This window comes from Arthrobacter sp. YD4, assembly GCF_030410515.1.
GTDB lineage: Bacteria > Actinomycetota > Actinomycetes > Actinomycetales > Micrococcaceae > Arthrobacter.
The window spans coordinates 175592-189681 of the sequence record NZ_JAUHHD010000006.1; the positions used below are offsets into that span (position 1 = coordinate 175592).

General features: G+C 69.2%; 16 protein-coding genes. 2 read left to right on the forward strand and 14 right to left on the reverse strand.

The annotated features are described in order from the left end of the window. Positions 1-3: 3 nt before the first annotated feature. The 14 genes from QWJ39_RS15405 to QWJ39_RS15470 form a co-directional block, all read right to left on the reverse strand. Entirely contained in the window at positions 4-1698 is a 1695-nt protein-coding gene (locus QWJ39_RS15405; protein WP_290258750.1) for a flagellar hook-length control protein FliK, read from the reverse strand. Next, positions 1695-2381, reverse strand: a complete 687-nt coding sequence (locus QWJ39_RS15410; protein ID WP_290258751.1) for a C40 family peptidase — start codon at positions 2379-2381, stop codon at positions 1695-1697. Before QWJ39_RS15410 ends, QWJ39_RS15405 begins: the two co-directional genes overlap by 4 nt. Beyond that, positions 2378-2812, reverse strand: coding sequence for a flagellar FliJ family protein (locus QWJ39_RS15415; RefSeq protein ID WP_290258752.1), 435 nt, complete (start codon positions 2810-2812; stop codon positions 2378-2380). The genes QWJ39_RS15410 and QWJ39_RS15415 overlap by 4 nt, the downstream gene beginning before the upstream one ends. After that, the gene (locus QWJ39_RS15420) at positions 2809-4137 is read right to left on the reverse strand and encodes a FliI/YscN family ATPase (RefSeq protein ID WP_290258753.1); all 1329 of its coding nucleotides are present in this window, start codon (positions 4135-4137) and stop codon (positions 2809-2811) included. Before QWJ39_RS15420 ends, QWJ39_RS15415 begins: the two co-directional genes overlap by 4 nt. Beyond that, positions 4134-4820 carry a FliH/SctL family protein gene (locus QWJ39_RS15425; RefSeq protein ID WP_290258755.1) on the reverse strand — a complete coding sequence of 229 codons (687 nt, stop codon included), beginning with the start codon at positions 4818-4820 and terminating at the stop codon, positions 4134-4136. The genes QWJ39_RS15420 and QWJ39_RS15425 overlap by 4 nt, the downstream gene beginning before the upstream one ends. Further along, positions 4810-5823: a flagellar motor switch protein FliG gene (gene fliG, locus QWJ39_RS15430; RefSeq protein WP_290258756.1), complete on the reverse strand. Its 1014-nt coding sequence runs from the start codon at positions 5821-5823 to the stop codon at positions 4810-4812. Before fliG ends, QWJ39_RS15425 begins: the two co-directional genes overlap by 11 nt. Then, the gene (gene fliF, locus QWJ39_RS15435) at positions 5820-7436 is read right to left on the reverse strand and encodes a flagellar basal-body MS-ring/collar protein FliF (RefSeq protein WP_290258758.1); all 1617 of its coding nucleotides are present in this window, start codon (positions 7434-7436) and stop codon (positions 5820-5822) included. The genes fliG and fliF overlap by 4 nt, the downstream gene beginning before the upstream one ends. Continuing rightward, the gene (fliE, locus tag QWJ39_RS15440; RefSeq protein ID WP_290258759.1) at positions 7436-7741 is read right to left on the reverse strand and encodes a flagellar hook-basal body complex protein FliE; all 306 of its coding nucleotides are present in this window, start codon (positions 7739-7741) and stop codon (positions 7436-7438) included. Before fliE ends, fliF begins: the two co-directional genes overlap by 1 nt. Then, positions 7741-8133, reverse strand: a complete 393-nt coding sequence (locus QWJ39_RS15445; protein WP_290258760.1) for a flagellar basal body rod C-terminal domain-containing protein — start codon at positions 8131-8133, stop codon at positions 7741-7743. The genes fliE and QWJ39_RS15445 overlap by 1 nt, the downstream gene beginning before the upstream one ends. Further along, the gene (flgB, locus tag QWJ39_RS15450) at positions 8130-8474 is read right to left on the reverse strand and encodes a flagellar basal body rod protein FlgB (protein WP_290258761.1); all 345 of its coding nucleotides are present in this window, start codon (positions 8472-8474) and stop codon (positions 8130-8132) included. The genes QWJ39_RS15445 and flgB overlap by 4 nt, the downstream gene beginning before the upstream one ends. Positions 8475-8644: 170 nt before the next feature. Beyond that, positions 8645-9016, reverse strand: a complete 372-nt coding sequence (locus QWJ39_RS15455) for a hypothetical protein (protein WP_290258762.1) — start codon at positions 9014-9016, stop codon at positions 8645-8647. A gap of 10 nt (positions 9017-9026) precedes the next feature. Next, positions 9027-9536, reverse strand: a complete 510-nt coding sequence (fliS, locus tag QWJ39_RS15460) for a flagellar export chaperone FliS (RefSeq protein WP_290258763.1) — start codon at positions 9534-9536, stop codon at positions 9027-9029. Then, on the reverse strand, positions 9536-10864 hold the full coding sequence (fliD, locus tag QWJ39_RS15465; protein WP_290258764.1) for a flagellar filament capping protein FliD: 1329 nt from the start codon (positions 10862-10864) through the stop codon (positions 9536-9538). Before fliD ends, fliS begins: the two co-directional genes overlap by 1 nt. Positions 10865-11043: 179 nt before the next feature. Then, positions 11044-11889 (reverse strand): flagellin, encoded by an 846-nt coding sequence (locus QWJ39_RS15470; protein ID WP_290258765.1) that lies wholly within the window; start codon positions 11887-11889, stop codon positions 11044-11046. A gap of 294 nt (positions 11890-12183) precedes the next feature. Between QWJ39_RS15470 and QWJ39_RS15475 the strand changes: the two genes are divergently transcribed. After that, positions 12184-12669: a flagellar protein FlgN gene (locus QWJ39_RS15475; protein ID WP_290258766.1), complete on the forward strand. Its 486-nt coding sequence runs from the start codon at positions 12184-12186 to the stop codon at positions 12667-12669. A gap of 10 nt (positions 12670-12679) precedes the next feature. Then, positions 12680-14086, forward strand: coding sequence for a flagellar hook-associated protein FlgK (gene flgK, locus QWJ39_RS15480; protein ID WP_290258767.1), 1407 nt, complete (start codon positions 12680-12682; stop codon positions 14084-14086). Positions 14087-14090 lie beyond the last annotated feature (4 nt).

Here is a 14090-nt window from a genome sequence, read left to right on the forward strand (position 1 = left end):
GTGTCAGGCGAGAATGTCAAGGGTGGTCTGGGGACCGTTCAGGATCCGGGCGGTGCGGAGCGAGGATTCGTCCGCCAGGTCGTCCCACCGGTGGCCCGGCCGGCGGGCGCCCGGGGTGTCCTGGCCTCCACCGGACCCATATCCGCTGCGGCCGGGGTCCTGTCCCCCGCCCAGCCAGGCGTCGGGCCGGTTTTGCTGGGCCCCGTCCTGGCCCCCTGCCGGCGGGCCGCTCTGGTTCGAGAGGTTCAGGCTGGCACCGAAGCCGGAGCCCGCGAGTTCCTTCCGCAGTTCCGGCAGGAGATTACGCACCGCCTCGCGGCCGGCCTCCGCCGGTGCGAACAGTTCGATTCTCACGCCGGCCGCGTCGATGTGGGCGCGGACGGTGAGCGGCCCCAGGTCCTCGGGGGAAACCTTCAGAGTCATGATGTGCTGCCCGGGCGCGGCCGCGGCGAGGGTGAAGAGCGGCTTGGCCAGCTGGGGCAGAAGCGGCGGCTGCGGCGCGGCGGGCGGGGCGGGAGCGGGTGCTGCCGACGCCGGGACGGCGGACGGCGCGGCGGGGGCAGAGGCTGCACCGGCGAAGGCTGCAGCGGCCGAAGCGTCGACGGCGGGAGCCACGGCGGCCGGCGTTCCGGAAGCGTCCTGTGCGGCGGGTGCGCCGGCGGCGGCAGCCGCCGCGGGAACCGGCTGCGCAGCCAACACTGCCGTGGCGAAGGCGGCCGGCACTGTCACGGATGCGGCGCCTGCCGGGGCCCCGGCGGGCGCAGCTGCGGCTGCTCCTGCGGTGCTCACGACGCCGGTGCGGGCCGGCACCTGGGCGAGGCTGGCCGTTCCACTCACTGGGGTGGCGGCCCCGGCGGCGGTATCCGTGGCAGCGGTTCGGGCGGCAGGGCTCTCCTGTGCGTTGCCCGAGGCTGCGGAGCCGGGACGGGCCACTGCCTCCACGGCGGCGGTCGCGGCCGATGCGAACGCCGGAGCCGCGGAGGCCGCAGCGGACGCTGCAGCTGCCAGGCCATTGACGGTTCCGGCCGCTTGGCCTGCGGTTGCGGTGGGGTTTGCTGCCGGTGCGCCGGTCTGGCCGAGGGTGCGCGAGAGCGCCTCCGGCAGGCGGAGCGCGTCAGCGGCTACGGCTGCCCGGGCTGGCGAGGTGGCCCCCGAGCCGTCGCTGGTCGCGGCGTCGGGCTGAGCGGCACCGGGATCAACGGTCGGGATGCCGGCGGCAGTCGCCGCTCCGGTCAGATCAGGTGTGGCCGCAGCGGCCTGAGCTGCATCGGAAGACGTCGGACCGGTCTGCGGGGCCCCGGCCTGTGGAGAAGCAGCCTGTGGAGCAGCGGGCTGCGCTGCCGCCGCAGGGGCAGACGCGCTACCCCCGACGCCGGCGGCCTCATCGCTCGGAGTGGAAGCGCCGCCGCGGCGCGCAGTCTTGCCGGTCGCGTGGCCGGCGGCGTGCAGGTCAGGGCCGCGGTCGTGCCCGGAGCGTGGTCCGGCGGCAGCCGGCGCCGGCCGCCCTGCCCGGGCCCCGGCGTCGTGCGGGGCTTCCGGCTGGGACCTGCGCGTGGCGGCCCCGACGGCGTCGTTCAGGGCGCTGCCGAAGCGTTCCCCCGTGCCCGCGGCGGCACGGGAACCCGGCTGCGCGCCGCGCGCGGCGGCCGCCGTCTTCGTGAGGACGGACGCAAGGTCCGCCGTGGCCGGGGCCTTCACGAGCCCGCCCCGGCCGGGACAATCCGGCGGATCGCGGTCAGGTTGGACTGCTGCTCCCAGGCGTCACGGATCTGGATGGTCTTCCCGGGGACGGGCGCGTCGATGGCCTTGCCGTTGCCGAGGTAGATGGAAATGTGGTTGCCGCCAAAGCTGATCAGCAGGTCACCGGGCTTGGCCTGCGCCAGGGACGCCACCGGGGTACCCACCTTCATCTGGTCGCTGACGACGCGGGGAATGTCGACGCCCAGGTCCTTGAAGACCCGCTGGGTGAAGCCGGAGCAGTCCATGCCCGTTGCCGGGTTGGTCCCGCCCCAGACGTACGGCACGCCGATGTACTTCTTGGCCATGGCGACGACGTCGGTGCCGGTGGCGTTGCCCGGTGCGACCGGCGCTGCTGCGGGGGTGGTCGGGAGGGCGAGCCCGGTGAGGGCGCCAAGCCCCGGGGCTGCCCCCGTCAGGGAGGACAGGTCGGTCTGCGTGGTGCCGCCGGTGCCGCCGAGCGCCGCCGTCAGCGCGTCGGTGAACGCGGCGGAGTTTGCGGTTCCGGTGCCGGACGCCAGCGTCGACACAGCCGAGGCTTTCTGTGCCGCGGCGGTGCTCTGCGCGGTCTGCGCGGGACGGGTCAGTTCCGCGATCATCGATTGGATGCCCTGCATCCGGCCCAGGGCCTCCGCCATGCTCATGAGCGCACCTGCTGTTCGTCCCGGTGCCAGATGGTGGAGGAAATCTCATCCAGGGCGGACTGCTCGGCGCGAAGCTCCTCGGAGGCGACCTCGGCGTGGTGCCGGGCGGCCAGCTTCTCCAGGCCCACCGAGCGTGTGCGCGCGGCGATGAACTCCTCGCGTGCTGCCGTCTCGTCGGCTTCGGCCACGCGGCTCAGGGTCTGCAGGTCCGCGAGCATGCTGTGCGATGCCGAGCGGGCCGCCGCGACGGCGCGCATCGACGCCGAGCTGACGATGTCCGGGTCCGTGTCCGCCAGCTGGCGGCGGGCCGAGGCTTCCCGGGCGCGCGCCGAGGTGGACCGTGACCGGGCGCGGGCCAGGCCCGAGGCGGCCTGGTCCTGCTGTATTTGGCGCAGGCGCAACAACCCGGCCAGAGAGAATTGCCGGCTCATGCTGCGGCTCCCAGGATCGACGTGAGGTGGCCCAGCTGACGCCAGGACTCGGGGTGGGGGGTTGACTCTTCCATCGGCTGCTGCAGGAACGCGGCTACGGCGTCTTCGTTGGCCAGTGCCGCGTCGACGAGCGGGTTGGTGCCTGACTGGTAGGCGCCGACGTCAATCAGGTCCTGCGCGGACTTGCGGGCCGCCATGACCTTGCGCAGGGCTGCGGCGGCCGCCAGGTGGGGCCTGGCGTTGACCTTGGACGCGACGCGGGAGACGGAGCCGAGCACGTCCACGGACGGGAAGTGGCCGGTCACGGCGAGCTTGCGGTCCAGCACCACGTGCCCGTCCAGGATGGAGCGGGCCGCGTCGGCGATCGGTTCGTTGTGGTCGTCGCCGTCCACCAGGACCGTGTAGATCCCTGTCACGGACCCGGTCTCGGCGGTGCCGGCCCGCTCCAGCAGGCGCGCCAGGATGGAGAAGGTCGACGGCGGGTAGCCGCGGGTGGCGGGTGGTTCGCCGGCGGAGAGCCCGATCTCGCGCTGGGCCATGGCCACGCGGGTGAGCGAGTCCATCATCAGCACCACGTCCTGCCCTGCGTCGCGGAAGGACTCCGCGATCCGGGTGGCGGTGAAGGCCGCGCGCATGCGCATCAGGGCCGGCTCGTCGGAGGTAGCGACCACCACGACGGAACGGGCCAGGCCTTCGGGGCCGAGGTCGTCCTCGAGGAATTCCCGGACTTCACGGCCGCGCTCCCCCACCAGGGCGATCACGGACACCTGGGCGTCGGTGCCCCGGGCGATCATGGAGAGCAGGGAGGACTTGCCGACGCCGGAACCGGCGAAGAGGCCCATGCGCTGGCCCTTGCCCAGGGTGGTCATGGTGTCCAGGACCCGCACCCCGGTCTGCAGCGGGGTGTCGATCCGGGCGCGTTTCATGGCGTTGGGCGCCTCGTTGTCGATCGGCACGCGGGGGCCGCTGAGCAGCGGACCCTTGTCATCGATCGGCCGGCCCAGGCCGTCGAGGACGCGGCCGAAGAGCCCGGCGCCGGTAGGCACTAGGACATTACCGCCCTTGGCACGGACCGGGTCCCCGGCGGCAATGCCGGCAAGCCGTCCCAGCGGCATGCACCGTACGGAGCCGTCCAGGGCGGCGACCACCTCGGCGTCGAGCCCGGGGTGTTCCCCTACCGTGAGCAGGTCACCGAGCGCGCAGTCGAGGCCGGAGACTTCCAGGCCCAGGCCCATGACAGAGGTGACGATGCCGACGCGCTGCGGGGCGGCAGAGGCGAGGGCGGCTTCGAAGTCCGCGGCGCGGGGCCGCCACAGGGTTTTCACGGCCGGCCTCCCGGGGCGGGAGGGGCGGCGGGGTATTGGTGGTCGTCGAGCAGGGCCGCCTTGGCCCGGGCCAAGGCGGTGCCGAGGCTGGCGTCGAGCCAGCCCTGCTGGTATTCGACTTTGGCGTCGCCGCGCTGCAGGGACGTGTCCGCCACGAGCGGCAGCCCGCCGGGTTCGTCCTGCCCCTCGCGGCGCAAGACCTCGATGTCGGCCGGGTGCAGCCGGATGGCAAGGACGGTGGCGGCGTCGGACCCGGAGAGGGCGCGGGCCAGCGCGGCGCGGGCCGTCCGGGTGCCCTCGGCGAGTTCATAGCCGAGGATGGCCTCGGCCAGTTCCAGGGCGGTGCGCGCCAGCACCTCTTCGGCGTCGTGCAGGGCCTGGACGTTGCGGTGGGCGAAGTCAGTCCGCGCGACGGCCAGGGCGCGGACGGCGCGGTCCAGGTCCTGCTGCCCGGCGGCCAGTGAGGCTGCCTGTTCGGCGGCCATCCGGTCGCGCCAGCGGCGCTGCTCCTTGGCGGCCGCGCGGACGCCGGCGGCGTACCCGGCGGCGTGGCCCTCGGTGTAGCCGGCCTGTTCGTTGGCGGGGCCGGTGGAGCGCAGCGACGGGAAGACGATCCGGGCAGGGGCCTCCCCCGCCGCGGCCGCCGTCGTCGCGCCCGCGGCGCTCCGCCCGTCAGTAAACATAGTCCTCTTCGTCCCCGCGGTGGATGACGATCTGGCCCTCGTCGACGAGCTCCCGGATGGCGCGGACGACGGCGGCGCGCGCCTCCTCGATCTGCGAGGCGCGGAGCGGGCCGAGGGCTGCCATCTCGGATTCGAGGATCTCCAGGTTGCGGCCGGAGACGTTGGTGGTGATGGTTTCCAGGACCTGCTCGGTGGCACCCTTCATGGCCACGGCCAGGACGGAAGCGTCCAGGCCGCGGAGCACCAGCTGCACGTCACGGCGTTCCAGCTTGATGATGTCGTCGAAGGTGACCATCTGCGCGCGGATCTCCACGGCCAGATCCGGGTCCAGCAGGTCGAGGCCGTCCAGGACCGAGCGCTCGGTGCCGGCGTCGGTCCGGTTGATGATCTCCAGCAGCGGCTGGATGCCACCCACCACCTTGGAGGCCTGCTGCGAGACGGCCGCGCCGCCGCGGAGCTTCAGGGTGTCGGCGACGATACCGATGGCCTCGGGTGCGCCGGAGCCCATGGTGGCGATACTGAGGGCGACGTCGGCGCGCAGCGAGCCGGGCAGCCCGGACATCACTGCGGAGGCCTTGCGGGGGCTCAGGTGCGCCAGGACCAGGGCGATAGTCTGCGGCAGTTCGCCGTCGATCAGGGCCAGGATCTGCACCGGCTCGATGTCCTCGAGGAACTCGAAGGACTTCCCGGCCATGTTCACGGTCAGGCGGTTTATCAGACCGGCGGCCTTCTCCGAACCGAAGGAGGCCTCCAGCAGGCCCTCGGCCAGTTCCCGGCCGCCGCGGGCGGAGCGCGGGCTGCTGAGCGCAGCCTCGTGGAAGTCCTTCATGATCTTCTCGGCGGTCTCCGGGTCCACCTTGCGGAGCCGGACGATCTCCGCGGCGATCTCCTCGGCCTCCATGTCGGTCAGCTGCGCCATCACCAGGGCTGCGTTGGTGGGGCTCATCTGCATCAGGACGACGGCGGCGCGCTGCGTGCCGGTCAGGGCCTCACCGGTTTTCATGCCGGCTGCCTGTCATCCATCAGGCCGCGCAGGTAGTCGGCGGCCTTCTCCGGGTTGTTGGCCACCATGGCGTCGATTTCCTGCATCCGGCGCTCGGCCTCGAGGACCTCCGGGGCCGGTGCGGGCAGCGGCAGTGGCTCCAGCGGCCGCGCGATCAGCGGGATGGCGGAGGTGGCCGGTGCGGGATCGAGCGCGGTGACGGTGGGGACCGGCGGGAGCAGGTCCAGACGTTCGCCCAGGTCCACAGGTTCCCGCTTCTGGCGGCGGCGCAGGATGATCGTGATGATGAGGGCCAGGATCAACAGGCCCAGCAGGATGCTGCCGGCGGTGACGAGGGTGCCGAAGAACGCCTGCTGCTTCTGTGCCTCGATCTCGGCCTTGGCTGCATCCAGGGAGGCGTTGGCCTGGTCGGCGGCCGCTGTGCTGAACGGGATGACCTCGACGGTGACGACGTCGCCGCGGTTCTTGTCGACGCCGGCAGCGGAGGTGACCAGGGCCGTGAGGGAGCCAATGTTCAGTCCGCCGGCGGCGGACTGGCTGACGGCCACGGAGATGGTCTGGCGTTTGATGGCTCCCGGCGGGATGGTCCGGTCCTCGGTGACCTTGTTGACGGCGTTGTTCTTGGTCTCCGTCGTGGAGTCGAAGTTGCCGTTGCCACTGCTGCCGCCGGGCACGGAGATGTTGTCCGGGCCCAGGACGCCGGCGGCGCCTCCCCCGGTTCCGGTGTACTTCTCGGTCTTGGACGACTCGCTCAGCGGCAGGGCTCCGGCGGTGTTGGAGAAGGTCTCGCTCTTCTGCTGTGCGGATTCTCCGGTGACGTCGGCGGCGACGGCCACGGTGGAGTTGCCCGGGCCCACCACGCGGTCCAGGACGGCGCGGACGGCGTCGCCGGTGCGCTGCTGATAGTCCGTCGCCTGCTTGGAGGAACTGCCCGCCGTCGTGCCGCCGACCGTGGACAGGACGTTGCCCTGGGAGTCCACGACAGAGACGTTGGAGGGCTTGAGGTTTTCAATCGCGGCGGAGGTCAGGTGGACGATCGCCTGGACCTTGTCGCTGGAGAGGGTCACGCCGGGGGCGGTCTCGATGAAGACGGAGGCGGTGGTGTCCGGGGTCTTGGAGACGAAGACGGTCTTCTCGGGGATGGCCAGCCGGACGGCGGCGGTCTTCACGCCCTCCATGGCGCCGATCGTGCTGGCGAGTTCGCCTTCAAGGGCGCGCTTGTAGGTGACCGACTGCTGGAACTCCGAGGACGTGACGCCCATCTTGTCCAGCAGCGAGTAGCCGGTTGCGGCTGCGGTGGGCAGGCCGGCGGAGGCTGCCTTGAGCCGCTCGTCGTAGACCTTTTCCTGCGGCACCAGGACGGTGGCGCCGCCGTCGCTGAGTTCGTAGGGGACGCCGTCCTTTTTCAGCTGGTCGACGACGGCGCTGGCGTCGGCGCTCTTCAGCCCGGAGAACAGCGGCGTCAGGGTGGGCTTGGACAACCAGGCAGAGAGCGCCACGATGCCTACCACCAGGAGGGCGGCACCGATGACGGCCAGGGTGCGCTGGCCGGTGGTGAAGCTTTTGAGTCCGTTGCCGAAGCGCTGGAAGAAGATGGTGATCTGCGGAGGCATCAGGCCTGCATCCTCATGATCTCGTTGAACGCGTCAACGCCCTTGTTGCGCAGGGACGCGACCAGTTCCAGGGTGACCTGGGCGCGGGTAGCGGCGATGGTGGCGTCCTGGATGTCGTTGAGGTTGCCGGTGACGGCGGAGACGGCCAGCTGGTTCGACGTCGACTGGAGTTGCTGGAGGTTATCGACGGCGCCGGTGAGGGACGCCGCGAAGCCGGAACCGTCGGTACCGGACACGGCCGAGGCGCCGCCCACGTAGTCCGTGGGCATGACGCCCTGGACCGGGGCGATGGGGGAAACAGGCATCAGGATCGTCCAATCTCAAGGGCAGCCATGTAGGTCTCACGGGCGCGGTCAACCACCTGGGCGTTGGCCTGGTAGCCGCGCTGGGCAACGATCAGGGAACCCATCTGTTCGGCCATGTCGATGTCCGGGTATTTGACGTTGCCGTTGGCATCGGCCAGCGGGTGGTCCGGCTGGTAGACGATCCGGCCGGCGCCGCTGCCCAGGGGTGTGCTCTTGACGTAGACACCCTCGCCGCCGGTGCTCTCGGCCGCCTCCACGTACTTCTGCTGGAAGGCGTTGCCGGAGGTGGCGGAGACGTTGTTCATGTTCGCGAGGTTGTCCGAGACGGCGTCGAGCCACTTGCGGTGGACCGTGAGGGCGGAGCCGGCGATGCCGATGGCGTCAAAGGTCATGAGCTGGTCCTCATTGCCGAACGGACGCCGCTGAACTCGTAGCCGATCGCCCGCGAGGCGAACTGGAAGCGAAGCACGGTGTCGATGTTGGAAAGCGTCTCGGTATCCAGGTTCACGTTGTTGCCGTTGAGCTGGGTGGGTTCCAGGGAGGACGCCGTCGTGGCCTGCACACGGCCGTCGCCGGACTGCACGGACTGGGCCAGGGCATCCTCGAAGCTGACGCGCTGGGCGTGGTAGTTCGGCGTGTTGACGTTCGCGATGTTGTTCGCGATCGCACGCTGACGCTGGGACAGCCCGTTGAGGGCGCTGGCCAGGGCGGCGGAAGTCACGGATTCGAGCACAGAGTCCTGCCTGGGAAAGGGTGGGGCTTGGCCGATCCGTGGCCGGGAAACGAGCGATCCGTGCTCTTACTGTGGTTATCGGCACAGCTCAGGGCCGCGTTAGGGAAATTTGAAACAACTTTTTCGGGAGGGTTTTGCCGACTGCCGACGACCGGGACCAGCGGCGGAAATCAGCCCTGGACGTCGAGGTACACGGCCCGCGACGGGGAGCTCAGGCTCGGGACGGTGCTGAGGGCGTGGAGCTGGCGGGAGACGTCCTTTTTGGCCGCTTCCAGGCGTTTGGCCACGCGATCCTGCGCGGCGGAGAGGGCCATGGCCCGGCGGCGGGCCTCGGGGGGCAGGGGTCCGGTGAGCACCGGCGGGCTCCAGCGTTGCACGGGCAGCGCTGACTCCGGCTGGTGCAGCGGCGCCGAGAGCGGACCGAGCGGATCATTAAGCGTTCTCTCCGCGGCAGTCACGGCCATTTCCAGGACATCCAGCACCAGGTGCCACGCGGCAGCCGCGGGATCATCCGGCTGCCCGGTGCGATTGCCCTCCCCCAAGGAATCTTGTTCAGCCAAAGCCGAGGCTCCCGCTTCCGGAGCCTGATGAGGCAGCCCATGAACCGGCGGCGGCGAACGACGACGGCGCAGCCGCGGTCCGGGCAGGCTGTGCCGCGGGGATCGCTGCCGCCGCCTCGTGCCAGGCCTGGCGCAAGGGTTCCAGCAGGTCGATCGCCTCCCGGGTCAGCTCGTGGTTCCGCTGGATGTTGGCGTTGACCAGGGCCGTGAAGGCGTAGTTGTAGAGCCCCAGCAGCCCATCCGCGCCGTCCCAGGAGTCGGTCTTCAGGGAGGAAATCAATTCCGCGATGATGGACTGGCCATGGAGCAGGTTTTCGGAGGCGACCTGCCAGTTGGCGGCCTGCTGCGCAGTCTCTGCGCGGCCAAGGTCCAGCAGCAAACGGTCGTAGAGCATGGTCAGCAGTCGGGCCGGTGGTGCAGACAGTACGGAGTCCTCCAGGTACTGGTTGCGCTGGCTGGTGCCGTAGCCAGCACCGAAGCCGCCGAGGGGGTTGCTTGTCATTACTTGGAACTTCCGGTGGAGAGGCCTGCCAACTGCGAGGACAGCCAGGACTGTTGAGCCTTCATGTTACTCATGGCCACTTCAAGGGCCGAGTAGGTGCTCTTGAGCGTCGCTTGGCGGTCCGCGAGCCGGGTGTCCCAGTCGCTGATCTGGCTCGCCAAGTCACTGACCTCGGACTGCTGGCCCTTGATGGTGGTGGTCAGGGAGCCGGTGTAGGGATCCGAGGCAGCCGTGGCCGCCGCCGCGATCCGCCCGGCGATTTCCTGCACCTTGGCCTTCGTGCCTGCCGGGTCGGCGGCCAAGGCCGCACCGAACTTGGTCGCGTCGAATTCCATCGTGCCGGTCTTGGTGATGCTGATGCCCATATCCGACGGCGATTTCGGCGGCGTGCCGACGGGCAACGAGGCCGCCGACAGAATGTCCTGATTCACGGAACGGACCGTGCTGTCGCCGGAGAAGACGCCGGCCGAGGTCGTCGTGCCCGTGGTCGTGGTACTCGTGCTGACGGCCGTCCGGCTGGCTACGTAGGAAAAAATTCCGTTGACACCGTCCACCAGGTCCGAGGCCATCTTGGTGATGCCTGCATTGTCGCTGGCCACCGTCAGCGTTGCGGTTCCGGTGGTGACGTCCTTGGCCGTGATGGTCACGCCGGGGAGCAGGTTGGTGAACGTGTTCGTCGAGGAGGTCACGGTCTGCGCGACGGCCGAGCCGGGCCAGAGGGTCACCTGCGCGTCCTGGGCCTTCTTGACGTCCGTATACGTCGTGCCCGCATCGGTGATGGTGAAGGCGCCGGCGGCGCCGGACTTCGCCGCGGTGAACTGGAGGCGGAAGTTTCCGCCGCCAACGTCGACCTTGCTTGCAGTGATACCCGAGCCGGAGGCGTTGACCGCGCTGACGACGTCATCCAGGCTGTTGGAGGCCGGCGTGACGGTGTAGTTCGCCCCGCCGGTGTTGATCGTCAGGGTGGTGTAGGGCCAACCGGTCACCCCGTTCACCATGGGCGTCACCGTGACCTGGGTCTGGGCGAGCTGGGTGACCTGGAAGTCGAGGGAGCCGGGCTTCGCGCCGCTCGACGTCGTCGCCGTGACGTTGGGGCTGGTCGTGGTTGCGCTATACAGGTCCAAAGCTGCAGGCTTGGCGGCGGCAGTGGCCTGCGTGGCCAGGGCGGCGACCTTGTTGTTCAGCCCCTGAAGGGCCGACACCATGTTTTGGACGTCGTAGGACTTGTTCTTGAGCAGGGTCTGGGGCAGCGCCTCGGTCTGCATGATGGAGCTGATCAGGGCGGTGGTGTCCAGTCCGCTGGCCAGTCCGTCGAGGGAAATTCCCATCGCTGCCTCTCCTTGCTGAAGAAGTTCGTCTTTATCGCTTATTTTTTGGAGTAATGGTGTTGCACGTAAGGGCCGGACGATGGTTTTGCCATCATCCGGCCCTTTCGCGGTGATCGGGGGTGTCTCTTCGTCCGACCAGGTGGAAGGCGCCTATGAACTAGAAGCCCGCCGGATCAGGCCTAGCGCAGGAGGGAAAGAACGCCCTGGCTGGACTGGTTGGCCTGCGCCAGCATGGCGGTGCCTGCCTGGGACAGGATGTTCGCCTTGGTGAACTTGACCATTTCCGACGCCATGTCGACGTCGGCGATGCGGGACTGAGCGGCCTGCAGGTTCTCACCGGCAACGTTCAGGGACTTGACAGTGTGCTCGAGGCGGTTCTGGGACGCGCCCAGATCAGCCCGGGACTTCGAAACCGCCGCAATTGCTGCGTCGATCTTGACAATCGAGCCCTGGGCGTTGGCGCTGGTGTCGACGACGAAGTCGGCTGCGCCGGTACCCGCGGCGTCGGACAGCCCGCCGGTAGCGGTCGCGACGTCGCCGAGCTTGACGGAGATGCTGTCGGTTCCGGCAGTGCCGCCAGTTCCGACCTGGATGTTCAAAGAGCCGCCCTTGAGCAGGTCGATACCGTTGAAGTTAGTCGCCTTGGTGAGGCGGTCCAGTTCCTGACCCAACGAGTCACCTTCGGCCTTGATCGCCTTGCGGGCGTCGGCGTTGTTGGTGTCGTTCGCACCCTGGACAGCAAGGTCACGCATGCGCTGCAGGATGGAGTGAACCTCGGTCAGGGCGCCTTCGGTGGTCTGGATGACCGAGATGCCGTCCTGAGCGTTGCGGGCAGCCTGGGCCGAACCGGTGACCTGGGCCTTCAGGCCCTCGGAGATGGACAGACCTGCCGCGTCATCGCCGGCGCGGTTGATGCGCAGGCCGGTGGACAGCTTCTCCAAGGACTTGGAGAGGTCGTTCTGGGTGGCGTTGAGGTTGCGGTACGAGTTGTTCGCCGCGAGGTTGTTGTTGATAACGAAGCCCATGGTATTTCCTCCGTGAGTTGGGACTGTAAGCGACGGCCCATCCGTGGGCCTTCAGGAGTAGTTATCGCCATAGAGGGAAGACAGGTAAGGAGAAATCGAAAATTCTTTTTTACCCACATCCTCCGGCGACGTCCCGGCAGTTATCAGCCTTATTCCTGCTAACACCTGCGGAAACCCTGCCGATAGTTTGTACGAACCCTGCTGCGGTCCGCACCGTCCGCACGCTGCACACGGCCGCAGTAGGTACCGCTTCACCCGCGCATCATCGACACCACTGAGGGAGCCGTCCGGATCATGGCCATCCACGAACTTTCTGCCTTGCTTTGGCGGGAGCGTGAACTCCTGGACGTACTGACTTTTAAACTCGAAGAGGAGCAATTGCTCCTGACGTCCGGCAAATCACGCTGGCTGCCGCACGGCACCAAGGAAGTCGAGCAGGTGCTCGGACACCTGTCCGAGGCGAGCCTGGCCCGGACCATCGAGGCCGCCGTCGTCGCAGAAACTTGGGGGCTTCCGACGGACGCAACGCTCAGCGAATTGGCAGCGGCCGCGCCGGAGGGCGCCTGGGCCGAGGTGCTGACGGCCCACCTGACCGCGCTCACCCGACAGACGTCCCTCATCAAGGAACTCCGGGACGCCAACGAGCAGTACCTGCGCTCTGCGGTCCGCTCCACCCAGGAGTCCCTGGCGGATCTGCGACCGGCCGCGGCCGGCACCTACGACGCCCAAGGGAAAACCGGAGACTCCGCCGGCTCACGCATCTTCGACCAGCGATTCTAAGGACGCGACCATGAGTACCTTCGGCGCCCTGAATACCGCCTATCGCGGGCTGACTGCCGCACAGCAGGCCATGACGGTTGCTGGCCAGAACATCGCCAACGCCGCGACCGATGGCTACACCCGGCAGCGGGTCGAGCAGTCCGCCATCGCCGCTCCCGCCCAGGGCCTCAACGGCTCGGGCCGCCCGGAGGTGGGCCAGGGGGTCTCCGTCGACTCCATCGCCAGGCTCGGCAACACCACCCTGGACGCCAGCGTCCGCTCCGCCAGCGCACAGGCCGGTTACGCCAGCACCCGCTCCGCCGCACTCCAGGGAATTGAGGGCGTGCTCCAGGAGCCCGGAGACAATGGCATCTCCACAGCCCTGCAGGGTTTTTGGGCCGCCTGGCAGGGAGCTGCAAGGCAGCCGGACGACGACGGGCCCAAGGGCCTGCTGCTGACTGCCGCCAACTCGCTCACTGACAAAATTTCGACCGGCTACCAGGCCCTGCAGGCTCAGTGGAGCAGCGTCCGCGCCAAGGCCTCAGACGCCGTGGATGCCGTCAATGCCGCCGCCAGCCAGGTCGCGGCCTACAACGCGACCATCCGCTCAACGGTCGCCGCCGGCGGCACAGCCAACGAACTGATCGACGCCCGCGCAAAGCTCACCGAGACCATCGCCCGCCTGGCCGGCGGCACCGTCCGGGAGCAGCCGGACGGCACCGTGGATGTCCACATCGGTGGGAACGCTCTGGTCATGGGCACCTCCGTCCGTACCCTGGCGTTGTCCGGGCAGTCCACGGACGCCCTCGGCGCGCCCGTGCAGCTGCTCTGGAAAAACCCTGATGGCGTCGCCTCAACCGATGGTGGGGAAATCGCCGGAGCGCTTTCGGTCCTTGCCCCGGCGGCCGGCGGCAACGGAGGCGCAATCGCGGAGGCAGCCGCCTCCTACAACGGGTTTGCTAGCGCTTTAGCCACAGCCGTCAACGCTGTCCACCAGACCGGCACCACGGGAAGCGGCACCACGGGCACGGACTACTTCACCGTCACCGGCCCCTCGGCCGCGCTCGGTATCAAGGGACCGATCTCCACCTCTGCAGTGGCCCTCGGCAAGTCAGGCGCCGGCGCGTTCGACACCAGTGTCGCCGACGCCATGGCCCAGCTGGGCACCGGCTCCACGTCCCCGGATAAGCTCTGGTCCGGCATCGTCACCGGCATCGGGGTGCAATCCCGGGGAGCCCAGCAACGCGAGGACCTCGCCGCCGCAACCCAAGCCTCCGCGGTGACGGGCCGGGCATCCCAGACCTCCGTCAGCCTGGACGAAGAAAACGTCAACCTGCTCACCAACCAGCACGCCTACCAAGCGGCGGCACGCGTCATGACCGCCGTCGACGAGGCCTTGGATGTCCTGATCAACCGCACTGGCCTGGTAGGAAGGTAGAACC

Bases quoted from the DNA above. Each gene is read 5' to 3' on its own strand.
- fliE (WP_290258759.1), bottom strand. From the start codon at position 7,741: ATGCCTGTTTCCCCCATCGCCCCGGTCCAGGGCGTCATGCCCACGGAC.
- QWJ39_RS15415 (WP_290258752.1), bottom strand. From the start codon at position 2,812: ATGAGCCGGCAATTCTCTCTGGCCGGGTTGTTGCGCCTGCGCCAAATA.
- QWJ39_RS15475 (WP_290258766.1), top strand. From the start codon at position 12,184: ATGGCCATCCACGAACTTTCTGCCTTGCTTTGGCGGGAGCGTGAACTC.
- QWJ39_RS15425 (WP_290258755.1), bottom strand. From the start codon at position 4,820: ATGTTTACTGACGGGCGGAGCGCCGCGGGCGCGACGACGGCGGCCGCG.
- fliD (WP_290258764.1), bottom strand. From the start codon at position 10,864: ATGGGAATTTCCCTCGACGGACTGGCCAGCGGACTGGACACCACCGCC.
- fliS (WP_290258763.1), bottom strand. From the start codon at position 9,536: ATGACAAGCAACCCCCTCGGCGGCTTCGGTGCTGGCTACGGCACCAGC.
- QWJ39_RS15445 (WP_290258760.1), bottom strand. From the start codon at position 8,133: ATGACCTTTGACGCCATCGGCATCGCCGGCTCCGCCCTCACGGTCCAC.
- QWJ39_RS15470 (WP_290258765.1), bottom strand. From the start codon at position 11,889: ATGGGCTTCGTTATCAACAACAACCTCGCGGCGAACAACTCGTACCGC.
- QWJ39_RS15410 (WP_290258751.1), bottom strand. From the start codon at position 2,381: ATGAGCATGGCGGAGGCCCTGGGCCGGATGCAGGGCATCCAATCGATG.
- fliG (WP_290258756.1), bottom strand. From the start codon at position 5,823: ATGAAAACCGGTGAGGCCCTGACCGGCACGCAGCGCGCCGCCGTCGTC.
- fliF (WP_290258758.1), bottom strand. From the start codon at position 7,436: ATGCCTCCGCAGATCACCATCTTCTTCCAGCGCTTCGGCAACGGACTC.
- flgK (WP_290258767.1), top strand. From the start codon at position 12,680: ATGAGTACCTTCGGCGCCCTGAATACCGCCTATCGCGGGCTGACTGCC.